Source organism: Cryobacterium sp. TMT4-31, assembly GCF_004403385.1.
Classification (GTDB): domain Bacteria; phylum Actinomycetota; class Actinomycetes; order Actinomycetales; family Microbacteriaceae; genus Cryobacterium; species Cryobacterium zongtaii.
Genome location: NZ_SOGI01000043.1, coordinates 59,621 through 82,813, shown reverse-complemented (window position 1 = coordinate 82,813; position 23,193 = coordinate 59,621). Strand labels below are relative to the sequence as shown.

The window sequence follows — 23,193 nt, the reverse complement described above, 5'->3', positions numbered from 1 at the left end:
ACGACGACCCCCGCAACGACGATCCCCTCAACGACAGAGCCTTGAGACATCACCCGAGCTACCGAACCCCACCCACGGAGTGACCATGACCGATCAGAGCTATGACCCGTTCGACCGAACGTTCCCCCTCGACACCTCGACCACCACAGAACGCCTGCCGATGCCGGGCACTCAGCCCGCCGGTGACGGGCCGACGGGTGAGGGGCCGGTCGAAACCGCAGTGTCCCCGGTCCCCAACCGGACCAAAACCCGAAGCCGCACCCTGCTCTCCGACCTCAGAACGGGACCGCCGCAGCGCGCCGCACTGGTCGTTCTCGTAGGCATCGCCGTTCTGACGATCGCGTTCATCATCATGATCTTCGTGAACGTCTCCAACGAGAGCATCATCGCCTTGGCCGTCATCGCCACGCCGATCGCCTCGATGGTGGCGGCGTACTACGCCGTCACCCTGAGCATCCAGCAGGTCGCCACTGAGCGTGCCGACAAGGAGAAGGCCCTCGCCAGGCTCACGGCCGTCGAGGCCGGTGCCCGCGAGACCGAGGTGTGGGCCTCCCAGATGGAGTCCGGGCTTCGGGTCGCAATGGCCAAGCTCGATGGCGCCGGTGTGTCCACCGTCGCGGTGACCCGGGCGGCCGGCACCCCGGACGACTTCTTCTAGGCGGTTCAGCTCAGCCCAGTCAACGCCCGGCGGCGCCGCCAGGTTGCCCGGTCGCGCGATCCCTCGCCGCGAGGGATCGGCCTGCACGAAGGTAGTGCCGCATGGGGGCCTGCCGCAGCCGCGTCGGCAGGCGCGGATAGATCAGACGGATGACGCCGATCACGGCGTTGTACCTGCGCTGGCGTCCGGGCGACCAGGGCAGGTCGAAGAGGGCTCGTTCGTCGGGCTGCAGGAGCCCCGTGGTGACCAGGCGCCCCAGCGGCATCGCCAGGCGCAACCAGACCGGTCCGGTGGTGGGGTGCAGCAGTTGCCTGGCCACCGATCGGGTCGTCTCGTCGGTCGCAAGGCCGGACGTTGCGCGGCTCCAATACGCCGCGAAAGCCTCCCGGTCCGCGGGCCACAGCCCGGGCGGTACCTGAAGGGCGGTGCCGAGCACGCCGTAGTCACGGTAGACGGACTCGGCGTCGGCATCCGTGAGCGGTCCGTAGACCAGCTCGTGCACACGGGTCGCGGATTCGTACAGGGTCGCGGCAACCCAGAGCTGCAACTGCGGATCGAAAGCGTTGTACCCCGGGGCGCCGACGCTCTGGGTGCCGTGCACCGGGCGATGGGCCAGGGACACCCGGCGCACGGCCGCGGCCCGGTCGATGGGCGAGCCGCAGGTGACGGCGTATACGTAGGAGAGCGTGCCGCTCAGTCGACTCAGCGGTCGGGTCGCGAAGTCGCTGTGCCTGGCGACGCCGTGCCCGACGGCGGGGTTCGCGAGCTGTAGGAGGATTGCGCGACCGCCGCCGAGAACCAGAACGCTTTCCGGGGCCACATCGCGGATGCTCAGTGCCGGGCTCGACAGGGACGCCGGACTGGACGGGGACGCTGTCGGCATCGTGGACTCCTCTTGACAGGCCGAGCCTACTTCCCCGCCGAGGAGTCGGGTTCTCCGCGCGTTCCTGAATCGTTCACATCTTTTCTGGTCGGTGATGGAATATCCTGTAGTCCTATGCGCTTGCATATACCTGAGGGCAGCGAATCCACCGCCCCCACGGACTTGAGGAGCACCATGAGCGACATCACCACCACGACCATCCCGGGCTACAAAGCGGGAACCTGGACCATCGACCCCACGCACAGCGTCGTCGGCTTCAGCATCCGTCACATCATGATCAGCAAGGTCAAGGGCACGTTCGAGACCTTCAACGCCACCTTCGTCACCACCGAGAACCCCCTCGAGACCAGCGTGACGGCGTCCGCCGTCGTCGCGTCCATCAACACCAACGAGGCCAACCGCGACGGCCACCTGCGCACCGGCGACTTCTTCGACGCCGAGACCTACCCGACCATCGACTTCGTGTCGACCGGAGTGCGCGTCGTCGGCGGCGACTACCTCGTGGACGGCAACCTCACCATCAAGGGCGTCACCAAGCCCGTCACCTTCGACTTCGAGTTCGGTGGCTTCGGCGGCGACCCCTACGGCAACTACAAGTTCGGCGCCACCGCCACGACCCAGGTCAACCGTGAAGACTTCGGTCTCACCTACAACGCGGCCCTCGAGACCGGCGGCATGCTGCTGGGCGACAAGGTCACCATCACCCTCGAACTGCAGGGTGCCCTCCAGGCCTAAGCACTCGGCAGCGCGCAACGGGGATCCCACCAATGGGGTCCCCGTTGTTGTGTCTGGGTTGTGTTGTCTCTGTGTGCGGTTCCGCCCGTCACCCGGCCACCGGTTCGTCCGGCGTCGGCCGCAGGACCCCGATTCGTCGCAACACCAGGGCGATGAGCGGATCAAGGGCGAACAGGAAGAACGCGGGGGAACCGACCAGCGTCGCCAGCAGTACGACGGCGAACGACTGTGCGAGCGCACTGACATTGTTCACCCGTGCGTTATGAACGGCGGTGGCGGATGCGCCATGCACGAGCTGTCTGCGGGGAGAGCTGGCGTGGAACCACTGCCAGGTGCTGAAGAGCAGGATCACGAAGAAGTTCAGGGGTAACAGCGTGCGGCCCAGCAGGTACCGGCTGAGTTCGTCGTTGAGACTCGTCGTGAACGGAACCAGGACCACGCCGAGAAGGCGGAAATTGTTGAGCCAGATGATGGTGGTATCCACACGGGGGATGAACTCGAACTGACGCACGTGAATGAACCACAGCAGGCTGAGCAGCAGAAAGCTGATGACCACGTTCAGGATGCTCGGTGCCAAGGCGTTGACCTGCCGCAGGAACTCGGCGTTCGACGTCACGACGCCGATGCTGTCCACGGAGACGTTCAGCACAAGCAGCGTGGCCGCGATGGCGAAGACGCCGTCAGTGTACGATTCCAGCCGCCGGGTGGACAGAACCGTTCGCCGGGCCGTCGTCGCCGTGGTCGGCGCAGCGTAGCGCTCGGGCTCCGGGCTGCTCGACATGCGGGCAGCCTACTCGCCGGTGATCTCCTCGCGCACCCGTCGCAGGTCCTCCATCAGGGCGCCGATCAAGATCCAGTGCTGGGGATGTGGAGTCATGATCATCAGCGGCGCCGTCAGGGCGAGCGGCTCGATCCCCGGAGCCGCCGAGGCGGACGGCTTCCCATCCGCCGGCACGGTGAGCAATCGCAGATCGTGCGCGGCCCTCTCCAGCTCGATGGCGAAGGCCTGCACGGTGGGCTCGAGGTGCAGGCTATCGTCGTAGTGGTCCCGCAGCGCTCTCGTCATGCCCAGTGCCCGGGTGACCAGGGGCACCAGGCGGGCGTAGAGGTCGGTGTCGGCGTCGAGAACCTCGCGGTGCCTGCTTTGGCGGGGATTGAGTGTCAGGCTCTCCTCGGCCTGGCTGATGGCCCGTTCGGCCTTGGCCAGCATGGGCCGCAGTAGTCGGGCCTGGATCATCAGGCTCTCCAGATCGGCGTACTTCTGCGGGCTCAGCAGCGCGGTGGCCACCCGGTCGAAGGTCGCGGCCACCTCCAGGGTGAGCCGGGTCACCGCGTCGTGTGCGGGCGTGAGCAACACCGGCGGAACGATCAACGCGTTGACGATCACTGCGATCGCGGCGCCCAGGATGGTCTCGATGATGCGGTCCCTGGCGTAGGTCGGTGTCGCGGCACCCAGCACGAGGACGAGCATCGCGCTGATCGGGATCTGATTCGCCGAGCCAGGCGACAGCTTCAGGGCCCAGGCCAGCAGGATGCAGAGCACGATCGCCCCCAGGACGATCCAGCTGTCCTGTCCGAACCACAGCCCGATGCCCAGAGCAACCAGGACTCCGCCGACGACGCCGAGGCTGCGTTCCAGGGCCCGTCCCAGGGACTGGTTGATGCTGGGCTGCACGACGAAGATGGCGGCCATCGCGGCGAAGATGGGCAGCTCGCCGGGCAGGAGCCACAGCGAGATTACCCAGGCCAGGACCACTGCGACCGAGGTCTTGAGGGTCTGCAGCAGCGGGATCCGTCTGGATACTCGCAGGCTGGTCGTTATTCGCACTGTCATAGGGTACAAGGCCCGACGGACCGGACCGATCACCGGTCTCACCACGGCAGGCTAGGGCGCGGCGGGCACGGTCGGTGGGGCCGGAAGTACCTGCACCGGGCGGCCGAGGAAGCGGGCGTATTCGTGAAGGGCCCGATCGGTTCCCGGGAGCGATGCGGCGCCCTGCGGGGTGAACGGCGCGGGGTGCACCGTGATCGCCCGGGGCTGCCATTCGCGCCGCCAGGTGCCGAAAATACGGCCGCCGCGAACCAGGACGGGCAGGAAGATCCCGTTCTTGCCCGGGACGACCCTGGTCAGGTTCTCGGGTTCGATCGCGAAGCTGCGATCCCGATAGCCGAGCAGGTATTCATCGAAGCCCGGCAGGGCCAGCACGGCACTGGGACCGCGCCCCGGCGCGGCGCGGCTCAGCGGTCCGAGATCTGAGCTCTGGGGGAGCAGGTGGCTCACTCCGTCGACGTCGAGGGTGTTGAGCTGCCCTCCACCAACGGCCAGGGCCGTCTTGGCGTCGCTCATGGTGAGCTGGGACCACCAGGCGAAGTCGGTCAAGGGAGCCGGCCCGTGTCCGGCCAGGTAGCGCAGCAGGTATTCGCCCAGTGCCTGGTCGCGTTCGAGCTGCCGGGGGTGCGGGACCCAGTCCGAGAGCAGCACGAGCATCTGTTGGGCGTCGAGCTGCCGGCCCCAGCAGAGGGTTCCCGACTGGGCGAGGTGCCAGATGAGGTGATATCCCCGCTGGCCGTCTGTGCCGATGCCGTGGCGCTCCAGCAGTGCCAGGAAGGCTGCCCTGGTGAGCTCCCGTCCGCCGCTGAGGGCATTCTCGGCCACGGTGCGGGAGCGTTCGATGGTCGCCTCGTCCAGGCCCAGGTCGCGGCGCCGGGTTGCCGCACCGGCCCAGAGCCTGGCGGTGGTGAGTCCGAGCATCCAGCCCAGGTCCGGCCCCGGCACCAGGTGCAGGGTTCCCCGCATCGGCCAGGAGCGCACGATCCTGGCGGAGTCGATCAGCGTGTCGATGTCGGCGGAGGTGCTTCCGGGGGCCCGCACGGCAACGGCCCACTTCGCCCAGCGGAGGTCCTGCGCCTGCACGGCCAGCATGCGGTCGACGACCTGGGCGGGCTCGGTGATCGACCCGGTCAGCGCCTGGCTGGCCAGGCGACGCCGGGTGATGTCGGAGCGGGAGGCACGCGTCATGGAACCGCAGCCTATGACTCAGGTGAGGATCAGGCCAGGTCGTCGTCGGTTCGTGCGCCGAAGACTATCTCGTCCCAGCTGGGCATCGATGCGCGGCCGCGGCGACCGGTCTGACCGGTGCGTGGTTGGCCCGTGGCGGCCTGAGTGGCCCACACGTTGCGGGTTTCCTCGGGGGCTGCGGTGGCAGCCTCGGCAACAGGGGGAGCCTCGTTGACCAGGCGGATCCCGGACTCGGCCGGTGCCCGCTCGGTACGGCGGGTGTCCACCACTGGTGTGACGGGCGTTTCGGTCTCTCCGGCGGCCGCTTCCCGTTCGCCGCGGCGGCGGCGAAGCGACTCGAGCAGGTCCGCGGTCTCGCTCAGGCTCTGCGGCGGTTCGGCCGCTCGCTTGATGGCGGCCTTGGACACGGCCTCCGTCGTACCGGCGGAACGGGCGTATGGCACCGGATCGTGCAGCGGAGCCGTGTCGTTGAGGATGTCGTCGGCCAGGGATTCCTTGAACGTGAAGGCGCCGCTGTCGAACCGGCTCACGTCGGCCAGGCTGGTTTCGGCGCCGACGGCACGCAGCCGGGGGATCAGGGCACCCTTGAGCTCGCCCTGTTGGGAGAGGGCAATGGCCTCACTGCCGATCGGCGAGAGGGTGTTCTTCTTGGGTTCGAAGCCCCACCGGGCGTCGTGGTCGATGTCGTCAGCCGTGAAGGCGAGCTTGACGATCCACCCGGCGCCGGGTTCCTTCCAGCTGGCCCAGCGTTCGTTGGACGCACCCAGGGACGCCAGGCGTTCCCGGATGACGCTGCCGAAGTTGGCCTGCTCGTCGATGGGATCGGGGTCGATCGCGGTGTGCACGGGCACGCTCAGCGCGCTCGACACTATGTATTCGCGTTCGGCGACCACCGGTCCCTCGAACCGCTTGACGAAGTCCAGCGACGCACCGGTCACTGCAGCGACGTCCTCCGCGGACATGCCGGCACGGATGTGCGCCTGCACCTCCCGGGGCGACAGTTTGGGCCGAACGGACGCATCCGTTTGGGTTTGGCGAAGCCGGGACTGGAGAACCGCATCGATGGGGATCCGAAAGCGATCACCCTCCTCTGACGCTGCAAGCAGCGCGCCGTTCTCGACTCCGATAACTTTCAAATCCTGCATGGCGAAAGCCCTCTCGCGATTACTGATGGCCCAACCCTGCCATGCAATGTGGCATTTTTCGGGGAATACTGCGGGCGTGCCGGAAGTTGCTCCCATTGCCAACCTGAAAGGTTGGCGATTGGTTTGCTATTCCGCACGGATTGTTGCAAACTATGGCCGCCGATTTCGTTTATCGGCGTTAATGAAATGGATGGGCATGGCAACCGATTACGACGCACCGCGAAAGACCGAAGACGACTCAGAGTCGATTGAGGCCCTCAAGGAGCGTGTACCCGACAAGATGTCTGGTGTCGTTGATGTTGACGACTCCGACAACCCCGGTGGCTTCGACCTCCCGGGCGCCGATCTGTCCGACCTCGACCTCGACGTCGTCGTCCTGCCCCCGCAGGCCGACGAGTTCACCTGCGTGGAGTGCTTCCTCGTGAAGCACCGTTCGCAGATGTCGCACGAGACCAAGCTCGGCCCGGTCTGCCTGGAGTGCGACGCCTAAGCGCGCTTAGTTACTTGATGCTGGCCGTCGCGATCCATTGATCGCGGCGGCCATTTTCTGCGGCCGGCGGCTGGAGACCAGCCAGTACGGCGCCGGATCGGTCGGGTCTTCAAGCGGGATCCGCACCACGGGTGCGATCCAGCCACGGATCAGCAGCCACGCGCGGGCATCCAGCTTCTGGCCACGCTCGAGAGTGGCATCCGCAGCCTCGAGGGGGACGGCCTCACCGAGCAGGCGGGTTTCGATGCGCGCCCGGCCGGCGGTGAGGACACCGTCGGACACCGAAACCGTCGGCGACGCCAGCACCAGCAGCAGGGCGCTGCCGAGGTAGAGGCCGGCGCCGGTCAGGATCCCCGCCAGCACCGAGATCGGCAGGAAGACCAGGAGGCTTGCGGGAATCACCAGCGCAGTGATGATGAAGAGCCATGGGGATGGCCAGAGTTTTTCGCGATAATCGGGCATGGGTCTATTCGACCAGATAACTGCACTACCCTCGACACGTGGCTGAAAGCGTCGAAGTCCTGATTACCGCGTCCGTTCTCCCGACCTACGCCCATCCGGGTGACGCCGGAGCCGACCTGCACGCCTCGGAGGCCTTGGTCCTGGCTCCCGGTGAACGGGCCCTCGTCGGCACCGGTGTGTCGATAGCGTTGCCGGACGGATACGCGGCCTTCGTGGTCCCCCGCAGCGGACTGGCCGTCAAGCACGGAATCACCGTCGTGAACTCGCCGGGGACCGTTGACGCGGGCTACCGGGGCGAGGTCAAGGTCTGCATGCTCAACACCGACACCGTCACCCCGTTCCCCATCAACATCGGCGACCGCATCGCCCAACTCATCGTGGTTCCGGTGGCCCGGGCGGTCTTCGTGCCAGTCGAGCGGCTCCCCGGCAGCATGCGTGGCGAGGGCGGCTTCGGCTCGACCGGCGTCGCGCCGGGCGCTCCTGCGGACCGCGCCCCCCAGACCGAATCGTCCGCCCCAACGGACGCCCACCGAAGCGGAGAAACCCTGTGAGTGACAAAGTGAACCCCGACACGCGCTCAAGCACCGACGAGACGGCCGGCACCGACAGCACCGAACTCACCGGAGCCGAGCAGCAGGTCCCCGACATGCACGCCAAGTCAGCTCCGGTCGACCGTGACGTGGACGGCCCCCTCGACGAGTCTGAGGCGAACCCGGTCCGCCCATACGTCGATCTCGGTGGCGTGAAGATCCTGCCGCGCGAGGGCCTGCACCTCCGGCTCGAGATCGAAGAGGGCTCCAAGCGAGTCGTTGCCATCGGCCTGGACTATGCCGGTTCGACCCTGCAGGTGCAGCCCTTTGCGGCGCCGCGCTCCAGCGGCCTGTGGCAGGAAATCCGCACCCAGATCGCCGACCAGATCGCCAAGCAGGGTGGCTCGACCACTCCGCGCGAAGGTCCGTTCGGGCCCGAACTCGTCGCCGAGATCCCCGTCGCAGCCGGCCAGGGTCCCGCGGGCACCACCCGGTTGGCCCGTTTCATCGGCGTGGACGGACCGCGCTGGTTCCTCCGCGGCGTCATCGCCGGCGAGGGCGCCATCAACCCCGAAGCCGCAGCGCAGATCGAAGACCTGTTCCGCAGCATCGTCGTGGTGCGCGGTTCAGCCCCGATGCCGCCGCGCGACCTCATCCCGCTTCGGATGCCGGCCACCCCGGCCGGTAAGCCCGAACCCACCGGCACCTGATCCGTCAGGTGCACTCACCGAAAGTCACCTGATGACGGATTCCCTCTCCGGGCCAGAACCCGAACCGCGTAAGACGTCCGACGGCACCGACGGCACTGACAGTGCCGCCAGAGCCGGTGCCAGCAGTGCCGGCAGCCCGGCAGAGCCCGCCGGCGCCCTCGCCGACAGTATGGCCGCGGCGGCCCGCCGCGCCGGATTCAGTCCGGCCGCAGACGGGGAACCCATCAGCGGCCACGCGCTGCTGGCTGCCATGGGCGGCATCCGCGGCCTGGTCGAGGCCGTCCTGCCGGGCCTGGTCTTCCTGGTCACCTATACCCTCACCCGTGAGCTGATTCCGTCCCTGATCGCTCCGGTGATCATCGGTGTGATCTTCTTCGCGCTCCGGCTGGCCCGTAAACAGACCGTCACCCAGGCCGTCGGTGGACTCGTCGGAATCGGCCTCAGCGCCGTGCTCGCCCTGTTCACCGGCCGCGCCGAAGACTTCTACCTGCCGGGCTTCTGGACCAACGGTGTGTACGGAGCGGCCCTGCTCGTCTCCGCACTGATCGGCTGGCCGCTCATCGGTGTGGCCGTCGGGTTCCTGATGGGGGAGCAGCTCGCCTGGCGGGCCGACCCGTCCAAACGACGGGTGCTGACAATTCTCACCTTCATGTGGGCGGGACTGTTCATCCTGCGCCTGGCCGTGCAGCTTCCCCTGTACTACGCCGGCAACGTCGAGTGGTTGGGCGCGACCAAACTGCTCATGGGGATCCCGCTGTATGCGCCGCTTCTTGTGGTCTCCTGGCTGATGGTGCGTTCCGTGTACGCGGCCACCGCCGCACAGCGGCCGGTGCTATAGTTATCTCGACGTCAAGATAGTTTGCGGTAAGGCTACCCTTGCTGGCAGAACTCGGCGTCAGTTGGTCAGGATTGAGGATCGCGGACGGGTTCCCGTCGGTTTCCACAAAGGAGAGGGCATCGTGTCTGCTGTTAATAGTTTTGGAGCTCGGGACACCCTGCGCGTCGGTGCGACGGACTACGAAGTCTTTCGCCTGGATGCCGTCAAGGGATACGAGAAGCTGCCGTTCAGCCTCAAGGTGCTGCTGGAGAACCTCCTCCGCACCGAAGACGGCGCCAACATCACCGCGGATCACATCCGCGCACTCGGCGCGTGGGTTCCCACCAGCGATCCCGACACAGAAATCCAGTTCACGCCAGCTCGCGTGATCATGCAGGACTTCACCGGCGTGCCGTGCATCGTCGACCTCGCCACCATGCGCGAGGCCGTCGCCGACCTCGGCGGCGACCCCAACAAGATCAACCCGCTCGCCCCTGCCGAGCTCGTCATCGACCACTCGGTCATCGCCGACCTGTTCGGCAGCGAGAACGCCCTCGAGCGCAACGTCGAGATCGAATACGAGCGCAACGGTGAGCGTTACCAGTTCCTGCGCTGGGGCCAGACCGCGTTCGACGACTTCAAAGTCGTCCCGCCGGGAACCGGCATCGTGCACCAGGTCAACATCGAGTACCTGGCCCGCGTCACCTTCACGCGCGAAGTAGGCGGCGTCCTCCGCGCCTACCCCGACACCTGTGTCGGCACCGACTCGCACACCACGATGGTCAACGGCCTGGGCGTGCTCGGCTGGGGCGTCGGCGGCATCGAAGCCGAGGCGGCCATGCTCGGCCAGCCCGTGTCGATGCTGATCCCCAAGGTCGTCGGCTTCAAGCTCAACGGCTCCATCCCCGCCGGCGTCACCGCGACGGATGTTGTGCTCACGATCACCCAGATGCTGCGCCGCCACGGCGTTGTGGGGAAGTTCGTCGAATTCTACGGCGAGGGCGTCGCCCAGGTGCCGCTGGCCAACCGCGCCACCATCGGCAACATGAGCCCGGAGTTCGGCTCCACCGCTGCCATGTTCCCGATCGACGACGTCACCCTCGGCTACCTGCGTCTCACCGGCCGCAGCGAAGAGCAGGTCGCACTCGTCGAGGCGTACTCCAAGCTGCAGGGCCTGTGGCACGACCCCGCACAGGAGCCCGTCTTCAGCGAGTACCTCGAACTCGACCTGGGCACCGTCGTTCCGTCGATCGCCGGACCCAAGCGCCCGCAGGACCGGGTCGAACTCAGCAACGCGAAGTCGCAGTTCGAGATCGACCTGCAGAACTACGCCACGCACGACCTGTCCATGGTGGACGCGGCCGTCGAGGCATCCTTCCCCGCCTCTGACCCGATCGGTTTCACCGCCGAGGACGAGCAGAGCGCCCACCAGGTTTCGCACCAGCACGTGAGCCACGCTCCCGTCTCGGTGTCGAGCCCGGTTCCGATCACCACGGCCGACGGGGCGAGCTACACGCTCGACCACGGAGCCGTCGCCGTTGCGGCCATCACCTCCTGCACCAACACCTCGAATCCGTCGGTCATGCTCGCCGCGGGCCTGCTGGCGCGGAACGCCGTGAAGAAGGGCCTGAAGTCCAAGCCCTGGGTCAAGACCACCCTGGCGCCGGGCTCCAAGGTCGTCACGGACTACTACGCCAAGGCCGGCCTCACCGACGACCTCGAGGCCCTCGGCTTCTACACCGTCGGCTACGGCTGCACGGTCTGCATCGGCAACACCGGACCCCTCATCAACGAGGTCTCCGCCGCGATCAACGACAACGACCTCGCTGTCACCGCGGTGCTCTCCGGAAACCGTAACTTCGAGGGCCGCATCAGCCCGGACGTCAAGATGAACTACCTGGCCAGCCCGCCGTTGGTCATCGCGTACGCCCTGGCCGGATCGATGAACTTCGACTTCGACACGGATGCCCTCGGCCAGGACACCGAAGGCAACGACGTGTTCCTCAAGGACATCTGGCCGGACTCCGCCGAGGTGCAGTCCACCATCGACAGCTCGATCGACACGGCCATGTTCACCAAGGAATACGGTGAGGTCTTCGAGGGAGATGAGCGCTGGCGTTCACTGCCCACGCCCGACAGCGAGGTCTTCGAGTGGGACCCCAAGTCCACCTACGTGCGGAAGCCCCCGTACTTCGACGGTATGACGCTGGAGACCAGCCCGGTCGCCGACATCGTCGGCGCCAGGGTGCTCGCCAAGCTCGGCGACTCGGTCACCACCGACCACATCAGCCCGGCAGGCAACATCAAGGCCGACAGCCCGGCCGGTGCGTACCTGATGGAGCACGGGGTCGACCGAAGCGACTTCAACTCCTACGGCTCGCGCCGCGGTAACCACGAGATCATGATCCGCGGCACCTTCGCGAACATCCGGCTGCGCAACCAGCTGCTTGACGGCGTCGAGGGCGGTTACACCCGCGACTTCACCAAGCCGGATGCGCCGCAGTCCTTCATCTACGACGCCAGCCAGAACTACCAGGCCGCCGGCACCCCGCTGGTGATTTTCGGCGGCAAGGAGTACGGTTCCGGCTCGTCTCGGGACTGGGCGGCCAAGGGCACGAGCCTGCTGGGTGTCAAGGCCGTCATCACCGAGAGCTTCGAGCGCATCCACCGCTCGAACCTGATCGGAATGGGAGTGGTCCCGCTGCAGTTCCCCGCCGGCGAGTCCTGGGTGACCCTGGGCCTGGACGGTACCGAGAGCGTCTCGATCACCGGTATCGAGGAACTCAACGAGGGCCGCACGCCCAAGACAGTGCACGTTGTCGCCACCCCGGCCGAGCACTCCGCTCCGGGCAAGGCCGTTGTCGAGTTCGACGCCGTCGTGCGCATCGACACCCCCGGCGAAGCGGACTACTACCGCAACGGTGGCATCCTGCAGTACGTGCTGCGCTCGCTCGTCGTCTAACCGGGAATTCGCAGAATCGCCGCAGACTGGCGCGTAGACTCGGGGAATCCGAACTGCGCGCCAGTTCTGCGTCGGCGTGAGCCGTTCGTTGCAACAAACGTGAAAGGTAGTGCCCATGACCCTTCTGGAGACGATCCACGGTCCCCGGGACCTTGACGGCCTCACGAAGGACCAGCTGGAAGAGCTGGCTGCGGAGGTCCGCGCCTTCTTGGTGGCGGAGATCTCGAAGACGGGCGGGCATCTGGGCCCCAACCTCGGCGTGGTCGAGATGACCATCGCCATCCACCGGATCTTCGATTCGCCGCGTGACGCCATCGTCTTCGACACCGGTCACCAGTCCTATGTGCACAAGATGCTCACCGGACGGCAGGACTTCAGCCGGTTGCGCCAGTCCGATGGTCTGGCCGGCTACCCGCAGCGCAGCGAATCCGTGCACGACATCGTCGAGAGCTCCCACGCGTCGAGCTCGTTGTCCTGGGCCGACGGGATCTCCCGCGCCTTCGAGATGACCGGGCAGAGCGACCGGCACGTCATAGCCGTCGTCGGCGACGGCTCGCTCACCGGCGGTATGACCTGGGAAGCGCTGAACAACATCAGCGACGACAACAACCGGCGCCTGATCATCGTGATTAACGACAACGGCCGCTCGTACGCGCCCACCATCGGCGGCATGGCCAGGTTCCTCAACACCGTGCGCCTGCGCCGCAGCTACCGGGCCGCCTACCTCTCCAGCCGGGAGGCCTTCGACCACATGGGCGCGCCGGCTCGCGCCATCTTCCGCGGCGTGCGTGGCGGTCTGCACGGCTTCCTGAGCCGGTTCTCCAACAACGAGGCGCTGTATTCCAACCTCGACATCAAGTACATCGGGCCGGTGGACGGCCACGACATGGAGGCCATGCTCGAGGCGCTGCGCCAGGCCAAGGACTACGGCGCTCCCGTGATCGTGCACACCATCACCCAGAAGGGCAAGGGTTACGACCCCGCCGTGCAGGACGTCGCCGACCAGTTCCACGCCGTCGGCGTCATCGACCCTGAGACCGGTGAGCCCACCGAATCCGCGGGAGCACCGTCATGGACCTCGGTCTTCGCCGATGAGCTGCTGAGCCTGGCCACCGACAATCCGAAGCTGGTGGCGATCACCGCGGCCATGCTGCGCCCCACCGGTCTGCACAAGATGGCCGAGCGGTTCCCCGAGCGGGTGCACGACGTCGGCATCGCCGAGCAGCACGCGGTGACCAGCGCCGCCGGGCTCGCGTTCGGTGGCCTGCACCCCGTGGTCGCCCTCTACGCCACCTTCATCAACCGTGCCTTCGACCAGGTTTTGATGGATGTCGCCCTGCACAGGGCCGGCGTCACCTTCGTGCTCGACCGGGCCGGGGTCACCGGGCCGGACGGTCCGAGCCACCACGGCATGTGGGACCTCGCAATCCTGCAGGTCATCCCGCACATCCGACTCGCCGCACCGCGCGACTCCACCCGACTGCGGGAAGAGCTCGCCGAGGCGGTCCTCGTGGACGACGCGCCCACGGTGCTGCGGTTCCCCAAGGGCAGCACCGGCGTCGAGTTCGACGCCCTCGAGCGTCTGTCCGACGGCGTCGACGTACTCCTCCGCAGCAGCCAGCAGGACGTGCTGATCGTCACCGTCGGTCCGATGGCCGGAATGGGCCTCGAGGTCGCCGAGCGGCTCGCCGCCCAGGGCATCGGTGCGACCGTCGTCGATCCGCGCTGGGTGGTCCCGGTGCCCCAGAGCATCATCGAACTCGCCGCCCAGCACCGCATCGTGGTGAGCATCGAGGACGGTATCCGGGTGGGCGGCATCGGCACCCGCATCCGTCAGGACCTGCGCGAGGCCGGCGTCGACACCGCCGTCACCGAGCTGGGTCTGCCTGACGAGTTCCTGGACCACGGCACCCGCGCCGAGATCCTCGAGCGGGTCGGCCTCACGCCGCAGCACATCGCCAGGGACGTCGTCGCGATGGTCCTCGGCAGCAAGCTGCCGCACGCCCGCCCCCTGCCGGCCGACGCCGACCGCCCCGAAACCGGCACCGTCCCCCTGCAGCGCGCCCCCCGCGACTGACCGCCTCACCCGCCGCCCGTCGGTATGTTCCGCGAAAGCGGCCCTGTGGTCACCTCCACAACGTTGAGGCGACCACGCGACCGCTTTGGCGGATGGCTATGGCCGGATCAGGACACCGCTTGACTTAGAGTGCGCTCGAGGTTTTAGGGTTGCAGCATGACCCCACCCGACGAACAGCTTTCGATCTCCGAGGTCGCCGAGCGCACCGGGCTGAGCGCCCATACGCTGCGGTACTACGAGCGAGCGGGCCTGATGCTCGCACCCATCCATCGGGCTGCCTCCACCCACCGGGCATACTCGGCGCGGGACGTGACCTGGATCATCTTCCTGACCCGCCTACGCAGCACCGCCCTGCCGATCGCGCAGGCCAAGGAGTACGCCGACCTCGCCCGGCGCGGCGAGGACACCACGCCGGAGCGCCTCGAGCTGCTGCAACGCCACCGGATCGCCGTCGTGGCACAGCTCGCCGAGATGCAGGCGAGCCTCGCCGCCATCGATCACAAGATCTCCCTCTACGCCGAAAGGACCAGAGCATGAAGCACATCACCCTGGGTACCAGCACTCCACTCGAGGTCGGCCGTCTCGGCCTGGGCTGCATGGGAATGTCAGCGTTCTACTCCGGCGCCGGCACCGACGATGCCGAGTCGATCCGCACCATCCGCACAGCCATCGACCTCGGTCTCACCCTGTTCGACACCGCCGAAATCTACGGCCCGTACCTCAACGAGGAACTCCTCGGCCGGGCGCTGACCGGGCGCCGCGACGACGTGGTCATCGCCACTAAGTTCGGTACCATCCACCACCGCACCGACGGCTCCAGGGGACTGGACGGCAGTCCGGAGAACGCGCGCTTGTCCGTCGAAGGGTCACTGGCCCGCCTCGGTACCGATCACATCGATCTCTACTACCAGCACCGGATGGATCCGGGCGTGCCCATCGAGGACACCGTCGGTGCCCTGGCCGAGCTCATCAGCGCCGGCCTGATCGGTCACTACGGCCTGTCGGAGGCGGCGCCGGACACCATCAGGCGGGCCCACGCCGTTCACCCGGTCACGGCGCTGCAGACCGAGTACTCGCTGTGGAGCCGCGAGCCCGAGACGGAACTGCTGCCCCTGGTGCGCGAGCTCGGGATCGGTTTTGTGCCGTACTCGCCGCTCGGTCGGGGCTTCCTGACCGGCGCCATCCGTACACTCGACCAGCTCGACGAGGATGACTTCCGGCGCAGTAATCCCCGGTTCGCCGGCGCCAACCTCGCCGCCAACATCCGCATCGTGGAGCAGGTCGACGCTGTCGCGACGGAACTCGATGCGACGCCGGCCCAGGTGGCCCTGGCCTGGCTGCTCGCCCAGGGCACCGACATCGCCCCGATCCCCGGTACCAAGAGGGTGGACCGGCTCGAGGAGAACGTCGCGGCGGATGCGCTTGTGCTCAGCGCTGCCCAGCTCGCAACCCTGTCCGCGATCGACGCCCCGGTCGGAGACCGTTACGCCGACATGAGCCCGCTGAACCGGTAGCCCGCATCTGTTCCCGAAACGGACAATTGTGGCCGGCGCACCGGCCACAATTGTCCGCACGGGCGACAGTTGTTGTGCCCTGAGCGGCTAACTCAGCACGGGAGTGCTGCTCGCCGTTGCCGCGGAGCCGACGCCGCGCACCATCGGGGTGTGGAACGTGCCGCCGAAGACCCGCTCGCTGGCGCCGACCCTGTCGAGGTACGGAGTGATCCCGCCCATCTGGAAGGGCCAGCCGGCGCCGAGGAGCATGCACAGGTCGATGTCCTCCGGCGCGTGCACCACATCGTCATCGAGCATCCGCTTGATCTCGTCAGCGAGGCCGTCCTCCACCCGGCGCAGGATCTGCTCCGCCGTGATGGGCGTCGTGCCGCCTGCGACGATCTTCACCGCACCCTTGTCGAAGCCGGTGACCTTGCCGCTGGAGTTGCGCTCGAGGATCTTGCCGTGCTCGGCCAGACGGTGCAGGTTGGTGCTCTCGAAGAACCGGTCGGGGAATGCGGCGTGGTGGGTGTCCAACACGTGCGCGCCGACCTTGAGGCCGACCAGCTCGAGCAGCTCGAACGGGGTCATCGGCAGGCCGAACGACGCCAGGGCGCCGTTGACGACCGCGAACGGTGTGCCGGTGTCGACGGCGTGCATGGCCTCGCCGAGCAGCTTGGCCAGCACCCGGTTCACCACGAAGCCCGGGGTGTCGCGGGTGATGACGGCGTTCTTCCGCAGCTTGGCGGCGATCACCATCGCGGTTGAGAGGGTGGCGTCATCGGTCGCGGGGGTGTTCACGACCTCGATGAGCGGCATCACGGCGACTGGATTGAAGAAGTGGAAACCGACCAGCCGTTCGGGGTGGGCCAGCTTCGCGCCGATCTGCTCCACCGACAGCGATGACGTGTTGGTGGCCAGCACCGCGGTGGGGGAGATGTGCTTTTCGATTTCGGCGAAAACGTCCTGTTTCACCCCGAGCTCCTCGAAGACCGCTTCGATGACCCAATCGGCGTCGGCGAAGTCGGCCTTGTCGGTGGTGCCTGTCACCAGGGCGCGCAGCCGGTTCGCCTCGTCGGAGCTGATCCGGCCCTTGTCCTGCAGGGTCTGGATCTCACCGTGGATGTAAGCCACTCCCTTGTCGACCCTGGCCTGGTCGAGGTCGGTGATCACGACGGGTACCTTCAGCCGGCGCACGAACAGGAGGGCGAACTGGCTGGCCATCAGGCCTGCGCCGATGACACCGACTTTGCCGATGGGGCGTGCCAGGGTCTTGTCCGGGGCGCCGGCCGGGCGCTTGGCGCGCTTCTGCACCAGATTGAATGAGTAGATGCTCGCGGGCAGCTGATCGCCGGAGATGAGGTCGGCGAGGGCTTCGTCCTCCCGGGCGAAGGCCTCGGCCTTGGTGCCGGTGCGGGCCGCCTTGATCAAGTCCAGTGCCGCGTACGGCGATGCCGCGACGGTGCCGATGCGGGACTCGAGCATCTTGCGGGCGATACCGACGGCCGCATCCCACTTGACCATGCGCTCGATCTTGCCGGGCACGTTGGGCCGGCTCACCGAAACGCTGCCGGCGATGACACCGTCTGCCCACCGGATGGAGTCCTCCAGGAAGGACACCGACCCGAACATTCGGTCGGCGATGCCCAGCTTGAGTGCGTCCGCGCCGGTCAAGGTGCGGTTGTTCTTCAGCGGGTTCTCAACGATGACCTTGAGGGCATTCTCGATGCCGATCAGGTTGGGCAGCAGGTAGGAGCCGCCCCAGCCGGGGATCAGGCCGAGGAAGACCTCGGGCAGCGCTATGGCCGGGACGCTCGCGTCGACGGTGCGGTAGTCGGCGTTCAAGGCCACCTCGAGGCCGCCGCCGAGGGCGAGACCGTTGATGAACACGAACGACGGCACCCCCAAGGTGCTCAGCTTGCCCAGGGCGAAGTGACCGAGCTGAGCGAGCAGCTTGCCCACCTCGCGGGACGGGATCTCGCTGACTTTACTGAGATCGGCTCCAGCGGCGAGGATGAACGGCTTGCCCGTTACGGCCACGCCGTGGATCTCACCGCGTCCGGCGCGGGCGGTGAGCTCGTCCATGACGGCGCTGAATTCCAGGAGGGTGACCGGGCCGAGCGTGTTGGGCCTGGTGTGGTCCCGCCCGTTGTCCAGCGTCACGAGGGCGAGGGTGCGGCCGCCGGAAAGCGGGACGTCCCGGACGAGCGAGTGGGTGACGACTTCATCACCAGACACCACGATGAGCGGGGAGAAGTCCACGGTGGCGTAGTCGATGGGGGTGCTGGTCTTGTCGGTCATCGCTTGGCTGCCTTCTTGTTGAAGTGCGGGTTTTCCCAGATCACAGTGCCACCCTGGCCGAGGCCTATGCACATGGCCGTGAGGCCGTAACGCACCTCGGGGTGTTCGGCGAACTGGCTGGCGAGCTGGTTCATCAGGCGCACGCCCGATGATGCGAGCGGATGCCCGATGGCGATGGCGCCGCCGTACTCGTTGACGCGGGGATCGTCGTCGTCGATGCCGAAGTGGTCCAGGAAGGAGATCACCTGCACCGCGAACGCCTCGTTGAGTTCGAACAGGCCGATGTCGGTGATCGACAGACCGGCCTTGCGCAGCGCCTTCTCCGTGGAGGGCACGGGGCCCAGCCCCATCACCTCAGGCTCGACACCGGCGAAGGCGAAGCTCACGAGCTTCATCTTCACGCTGAGCCCGAGCTCTTTAGCTGTGGCACCGCTGGCCAGAAGGCAGGCGGTGGCACCGTCGTTCAGGCCGGACGCGTTGCCGGCGGTGATGCGGCCGTGCGGCCGGAACGGCGTCTTCAGGCCGGCGAGGCCCTCGAGGGTGGTCTCGGGGCGCGGTGCCTCGTCGCGGGTGGCGAGGCCCCAGCCCGCGGCGCTGCGGGTTGCCACGGACACCAGGTCCGGCTGAATCTTGCCCGCTTCGTACGCGGCCGCGACCTTCTGCTGGCTGCGCAGGGCATACCGGTCGGAACGGTCCTTGGTGTACTCGGGGAACCGGTCGTGGATGCGCTCGGCGGTCGCGCCCATGTTGAGGGCGTCCTCATTGACCAGGCGTTCGCTGAGGAACCGGGGGTTCGGGTCGACCCCGGCGCCCATCGGGTGGCGACCCATGTGTTCGACTCCGCCGGCGATGGCGAGGTCGTATGCGCCGAAACCGATCGCGGCGCCCATGGTGGTGACCGAGGTCATCGCCCCGGCGCACATGCGGTCGATGGCGAAGCCCGGCACCGAGACGGGCAGGCCCGCCAGCAGGGCCGCGGTGCGACCGAGAGTCAGCCCCTGGTCACCGGCCTGGGTGGTCGCCGCGATGGCGACATCGTCGATGCGTTCGCCCGGCACGTTCGGGTTGCGTTCCATCAGTCCGGTGATCGCCTTGACGACCAGGTCGTCGGCGCGGGTATTCCAATACATACCCTTCTCGCCGGCACGACCGAACGGGGTGCGAACCCCGTCCACGAAGACGACTTCAGTTCTCTCGGCCACTTTGCCTCCATCACTCAAAACAGGTATCGCACGATCCTAGGGTGACGGAATAACCGGTGTGAATCCTTTGACTGTTCCTACGACTCAGCGTCGGCGGCAACGGACGCGCTTTGGTGGACTTCCACAAAGGCATCAGCTATTAGTTGTGCAGTGGCCTCAATCTGCCAGGTTCTCGCACCGAGACCGGCGAGGGCCTCGCCCACGGCATCGGCACCGGCAGGCTCCGGCGGCTGCCAAGCCACGCGACGCAGGTGGTCGGGAGTGAGGAGGTTCTCCAACGGCACCGCGCGCTCCTCCGAGGCCGCCGTCAGGGCGGCCCTCGCGGCCTTGTACCGCAGGTCGGCGTCGGGATTGCGGTCAGCCCAGGCGCGGGGCGGCGGCAGTGCGTCGCCGTTCGCCTTCACCGAGGGCAGGTCAACGCTGGCGAGGCCACGCAGGATGGCCTGCCACCACCTGTCGAGCTCGGTTCGGCTGGCGCGACCGTTGAACTCGCGAAGCTCGGCGAGAACGGCCCGGTTCGCGGGCAGCAGACGTGCTGCGGCCACGAGCGACGCGTCGGGAACCAAACGGCCGGGGGAGACGTCGAGCTCCTGGGCGAGGGTGTCCCTGGCGACCCACAGCTCGCGGGCCACGGCCAGGTTGCGCTGGCCACGCACGGCGTGCAGGCCGGACAGGCGGCGCCAGGGCTCCGCGCGGGCCGGCTTCGCTTCCTTGGCGAGTACCGCGGCGAACTCCTGGTCGGCGATCTCGGTCTTGCCGGATTCCACGAGCAGGTCGACCATGCTGTCACGGAGGTCCGGGAGTAGCTCCACGTCCAGGGCTGCGTAGACCAGCCAGCTTTCGGGCAACGGCCGGGTTGACCAGTTGGCGGCGGAGTGTTCTTTGGCTAGGTGAATGCCGAGGAGTTCTTCGACCACGGTGCCGAGTCCCACGCGGGGCAGGCCGAGCAGGCGTGCGGCGAGCTCGGTGTCGAAGATGCGGGTGGGGTCGAGGCCGACCTCGCGGAGGCAGGCGAGATCTTGACTTGCTGCGTGCAGGATCCATTCCTCGTCGGCGAGGGCGTCGTTGAGTTCGCTGAAGTCGCCGATAGCCGGTGGATCGAACAGGAAGGTGCCCGCATCCCGGCGGAAGATCTGGATCAGGTAAGCACGCTGGGAGTAGGTGAAACCCGATGCCCGTTCCGCATCGATGCCGATCGGCCCGGTTCCCTGGGCGAGCACGTCGAGTGCCGCCAGATAGGCTGCGCGGGAGTCGATGACCTGGTGGGTGACCACGGGTCGGTCAACCACGGGATGCACGATGTGCCGAGAGATACGCGACGCTGGTGAGATTCGGCGCCGTGCTGGTCAGAGGCGTGTTGCCCATGCCTAACGCCGTGTTGCTCAACGCCCCGGGGTTCATCCCCGGGCTGGTTTCGGTTCCGACTGCATTTCCTGCCATGACGTTCATTCCCGAGGTCTCCCTGCCGGCGCGTTCAGCGCCCGGCGCATCGAGGCCGGCCAAATCACCACCGGCCGTTTCCCTGCCGGCAGACTCGCGGCCGCCGGCGGCCACTCCCAGCGTATGCAATCCCGGGCCTGTTCGCAGAACAGACGAGGCTGACGGCCCGATCTGGTCCACCGGGCCCAGCGTGATTCCTGAGCTGCCCTGTTCTTTCGAGCCCTGTTCTGTCGAGCCCTGTCCTGTCGAGCCCGATCCCGTCGAGCCCGGTCCTGACACGCCATGGTCTGCACCCGGTCCAGAGGAACGGGGTACCTCAGCGCTGGAGGGACGCCCATGCCGAGCGGAGGAGGACGAAGAGGACGAGGAACGGGAGGAAGAAGAATGGCCGTGGCGGGGCGGGGCGGGCAGCTCGCTGGCGGGCGGGAGGCCTGCGAGCATGCACAGCAGCTCACCCCAGCCTTCGACGTGTGCGGCGAGGTCGTTGTCCAACGGACTCCATGACGCCCGCAGCTCGATCTGGGCGCCATCGCCCTGAGCGGCGAGCTCACCGAAGCCCGAGGAGAGAATCTTGGTGGCGGTGCCGGAGGCGGCGGTGTAGTTCGCACCTCGGGTGTCCAGGGCATCCACCAACCAGGCCCAGGCGACCTCGGCGAGGAACGGATCGACTCCGATGTCGTTCTCGAGGGGTGCCTGCGCGAAGCAGACGACGCGGAAGGGTCCGCCCCAACTTTCGGGTTCGTCGGGGTCGTAGAGCAGAATGAAGCGTCCGGTACCGAAGTCGGAGTCGCTGCCGTGTCGCACCGGCGTGACATCCGCAGACAGTGCCACGGCATACGGAGCGAGGTTTCCGGGGGCCGAAATCTCGGTGACCACCAGCTCCGGGCGCGGGCTGGAAGAACGGATAGCGTCGAGCGCCGCGGCAAACTGCGCAGGGCGCTGGGGCTGATCCTCTGAATCGGGCACGTCTGCAGACTAGAGTTTTTTCCGTGGGGCTGGTGCGAGGCACGCCGAACAGCGAAGAGGTAGGCATGACAGGGATCGGTACACGAGCGGAATCCACGCGCGGCCTGGCGTCGGCGGGGCTGGTGATCGCGGGCGGCGCCGTTGCGGTGAGTGCCGCCGCAGCTCTGGCGGTCGGTGTGCTGGCCGGTGTCATGGCGCGCCGCATCGTGACCCCGCCCACCAAACGCGCCGACGATACGAGGGTGTTCGACGTCGACCTCGACGCCGGCACCATCACCCTCGACGCGACCAAGGACGCGGTCCTTCCCGGTGATTACAGTTTCTGGTTCGCCGGTGACTCCGGACACGCGCGCCTGGGTGCCATCGAGTCTCGCGCGGCGAAGACCGTGACCCGCCGCATCCTGACCGTGGACTTCGGTGACCTCGGCTCGGTGACCTCGGGACGGCTGGGCGGCTATTCCTTCCTCGGGCCGTGGGACCTCGGGCTCGAGTTCTCCAACGTGACGGTGCCAACCGAGCTGGGTGATGCTCCCGCCTGGCTGATCCCCGCGTCAGAACCCTCCGGGCGCTGGGTGATCCAGGTGCACGGCCGTGGGGTCCGTCGGCACGAGACGCTTCGGGCCGTTCCCGTGTTCAACGCCGCCGGTTACACCTGTCTGCTGGTCTCCTATCGCAACGATGGTGAGGCGCCGCCGAGCGCCGACGGCCGGTTTGGGCTCGGCGACACCGAATGGCGGGACGTTGAGGCCGCCATCCAGTTCGCCGTGGAGAACGGAGCGACCCAGATCGTGCTGATGGGCTGGTCGATGGGCGGGGCGATCGCCCTGCAGGCGGCTACCCGCGCGAAGCACGACGGTCGGCTCACCGGCATCGTGCTCGATTCGCCCGTGATCGACTGGGCGGATGTTGTGGCCTACCAGGCGCTCACCCTCCGGCTGCCGAGGGCGGTGGTGCGCGGTGCACTGGTGGTGATGGGGCGCCCCTGGGGACGAATGGTCACGGGGATGCATCTCCCCATCGACTTCCCCCGACTGGACTTCGTGTCCCGGGCGAACGACCTGAGCCTGCCGATTCTCATCCTGCACAGCGACGACGACGGCTACGTGCCGTCAGCACCGTCCCGAGCCCTGGCCGAACGGCGACCCGACATCGTCACCCTGGTGCCGTTCGAGGTGGCCAGGCACACCAAACTGTGGAACTACGATCCGGCCGCCTGGAACGCGGCCATCCTCGGCTGGCTCGGCACGCTCGGGTCGGCACACCCCGCCGTGACGGCGGCCGGATACACCGGCGACCGGTAGGC

20 protein-coding genes and 1 pseudogene are annotated in these 23,193 nt (G+C 67.4%); 11 read left to right on the top strand and 10 right to left on the bottom strand.

Annotation, left to right across the window (positions count from 1 at the left end):
- Window positions 1-85 precede the first annotated feature (85 nt).
- Complete coding sequence (locus tag E3T19_RS09975) at window positions 86-658, top strand: hypothetical protein (RefSeq protein WP_088456352.1); 573 nt, start codon at window positions 86-88, stop codon at window positions 656-658.
- 19 nt (window positions 659-677) lie between these two features.
- Here the strand turns inward: E3T19_RS09975 and E3T19_RS09970 are convergent, their stop codons facing one another.
- Window positions 678-1,541, bottom strand: a complete 864-nt coding sequence (locus E3T19_RS09970; RefSeq protein WP_134408730.1) for an oxygenase MpaB family protein — start codon at window positions 1,539-1,541, stop codon at window positions 678-680.
- A 174-nt stretch (window positions 1,542-1,715) separates the two neighbouring features.
- Here E3T19_RS09970 and E3T19_RS09965 point away from each other — a divergent pair, with 174 nt between their 5' ends.
- Entirely contained in the window at window positions 1,716-2,276 is a 561-nt protein-coding gene (locus tag E3T19_RS09965) for a YceI family protein (protein WP_088456350.1), read from the top strand.
- A gap of 88 nt (window positions 2,277-2,364) precedes the next feature.
- Here E3T19_RS09965 and E3T19_RS09960 read toward each other — a convergent pair whose 3' ends face one another.
- From E3T19_RS09960 to sepH, 4 genes are read right to left on the bottom strand one after another with little or no spacing between them, the layout of a single operon-like run.
- Window positions 2,365-3,057: a TMEM175 family protein gene (locus E3T19_RS09960; RefSeq protein ID WP_134408729.1), complete on the bottom strand. Its 693-nt coding sequence runs from the start codon at window positions 3,055-3,057 to the stop codon at window positions 2,365-2,367.
- A 9-nt stretch (window positions 3,058-3,066) separates the two neighbouring features.
- Entirely contained in the window at window positions 3,067-4,110 is a 1,044-nt protein-coding gene (locus E3T19_RS09955; RefSeq protein ID WP_370028116.1) for an aromatic acid exporter family protein, read from the bottom strand.
- Window positions 4,111-4,161: 51 nt separating this feature from the next.
- Window positions 4,162-5,295 (bottom strand): winged helix DNA-binding domain-containing protein, encoded by a 1,134-nt coding sequence (locus E3T19_RS09950; protein ID WP_134408728.1) that lies wholly within the window; start codon window positions 5,293-5,295, stop codon window positions 4,162-4,164.
- Window positions 5,296-5,324: 29 nt separating this feature from the next.
- On the bottom strand, window positions 5,325-6,440 hold the full coding sequence (sepH, locus tag E3T19_RS09945; protein ID WP_088456347.1) for a septation protein SepH: 1,116 nt from the start codon (window positions 6,438-6,440) through the stop codon (window positions 5,325-5,327).
- 196 nt (window positions 6,441-6,636) lie between these two features.
- Between sepH and E3T19_RS09940 the strand changes: the two genes are divergently transcribed.
- Complete coding sequence (locus E3T19_RS09940; protein WP_066599570.1) at window positions 6,637-6,930, top strand: DUF4193 domain-containing protein; 294 nt, start codon at window positions 6,637-6,639, stop codon at window positions 6,928-6,930.
- A 6-nt stretch (window positions 6,931-6,936) separates the two neighbouring features.
- Here E3T19_RS09940 and E3T19_RS09935 read toward each other — a convergent pair whose 3' ends face one another.
- Window positions 6,937-7,392 (bottom strand): DUF3093 domain-containing protein, encoded by a 456-nt coding sequence (locus tag E3T19_RS09935; protein WP_088456346.1) that lies wholly within the window; start codon window positions 7,390-7,392, stop codon window positions 6,937-6,939.
- 38 nt (window positions 7,393-7,430) lie between these two features.
- Between E3T19_RS09935 and dut the strand changes: the two genes are divergently transcribed.
- The 7 genes from dut (at window position 7,431) to E3T19_RS09900 (ending at window position 16,002) form a co-directional block, all read left to right on the top strand.
- Complete coding sequence (dut, locus tag E3T19_RS09930; RefSeq protein ID WP_134408727.1) at window positions 7,431-7,943, top strand: dUTP diphosphatase; 513 nt, start codon at window positions 7,431-7,433, stop codon at window positions 7,941-7,943.
- A 95-nt stretch (window positions 7,944-8,038) separates the two neighbouring features.
- Window positions 8,039-8,632, top strand: a complete 594-nt coding sequence (locus tag E3T19_RS09925) for a DUF3710 domain-containing protein (protein ID WP_134408765.1) — start codon at window positions 8,039-8,041, stop codon at window positions 8,630-8,632.
- Window positions 8,633-8,663: 31 nt separating this feature from the next.
- Window positions 8,664-9,470, top strand: coding sequence for a DUF3159 domain-containing protein (locus tag E3T19_RS09920; protein ID WP_088456344.1), 807 nt, complete (start codon window positions 8,664-8,666; stop codon window positions 9,468-9,470).
- 121 nt (window positions 9,471-9,591) lie between these two features.
- Window positions 9,592-12,411 (top strand): aconitate hydratase AcnA, encoded by a 2,820-nt coding sequence (gene acnA / locus E3T19_RS09915; protein WP_134408726.1) that lies wholly within the window; start codon window positions 9,592-9,594, stop codon window positions 12,409-12,411.
- Between the two features lie 115 nt (window positions 12,412-12,526).
- Complete coding sequence (gene dxs, locus E3T19_RS09910; protein ID WP_103459880.1) at window positions 12,527-14,488, top strand: 1-deoxy-D-xylulose-5-phosphate synthase; 1,962 nt, start codon at window positions 12,527-12,529, stop codon at window positions 14,486-14,488.
- Window positions 14,489-14,644: 156 nt separating this feature from the next.
- A complete protein-coding gene (locus E3T19_RS09905) occupies window positions 14,645-15,025 on the top strand; it encodes a MerR family transcriptional regulator (protein ID WP_134408725.1) in 381 nt (126 codons plus the stop codon).
- Complete coding sequence (locus E3T19_RS09900) at window positions 15,022-16,002, top strand: aldo/keto reductase (RefSeq protein ID WP_134408724.1); 981 nt, start codon at window positions 15,022-15,024, stop codon at window positions 16,000-16,002. Before E3T19_RS09905 ends, E3T19_RS09900 begins: the two co-directional genes overlap by 4 nt.
- A gap of 87 nt (window positions 16,003-16,089) precedes the next feature.
- On the opposite strand, the gene E3T19_RS09895 is transcribed toward E3T19_RS09900, so the two are convergent.
- The 4 genes and pseudogenes from E3T19_RS09895 to E3T19_RS09880 all read right to left on the bottom strand — a co-directional run.
- The gene (locus E3T19_RS09895) at window positions 16,090-18,282 is read right to left on the bottom strand and encodes a 3-hydroxyacyl-CoA dehydrogenase NAD-binding domain-containing protein (protein WP_134408723.1); all 2,193 of its coding nucleotides are present in this window, start codon (window positions 18,280-18,282) and stop codon (window positions 16,090-16,092) included.
- Entirely contained in the window at window positions 18,279-19,484 is a 1,206-nt protein-coding gene (locus E3T19_RS09890) for a thiolase family protein (protein WP_134408722.1), read from the bottom strand. Before E3T19_RS09890 ends, E3T19_RS09895 begins: the two co-directional genes overlap by 4 nt.
- A gap of 77 nt (window positions 19,485-19,561) precedes the next feature.
- The gene (locus E3T19_RS09885) at window positions 19,562-20,773 is read right to left on the bottom strand and encodes an HRDC domain-containing protein (protein WP_370294269.1); all 1,212 of its coding nucleotides are present in this window, start codon (window positions 20,771-20,773) and stop codon (window positions 19,562-19,564) included.
- A 562-nt stretch (window positions 20,774-21,335) separates the two neighbouring features.
- Window positions 21,336-21,890, bottom strand: a pseudogene (locus E3T19_RS09880) (DUF3000 domain-containing protein); the annotation flags it as partial.
- A gap of 23 nt (window positions 21,891-21,913) precedes the next feature.
- Here E3T19_RS09880 and E3T19_RS09875 point away from each other — a divergent pair.
- Window positions 21,914-23,191: a S9 family peptidase gene (locus tag E3T19_RS09875; protein WP_241980138.1), complete on the top strand. Its 1,278-nt coding sequence runs from the start codon at window positions 21,914-21,916 to the stop codon at window positions 23,189-23,191.
- Window positions 23,192-23,193 lie beyond the last annotated feature (2 nt).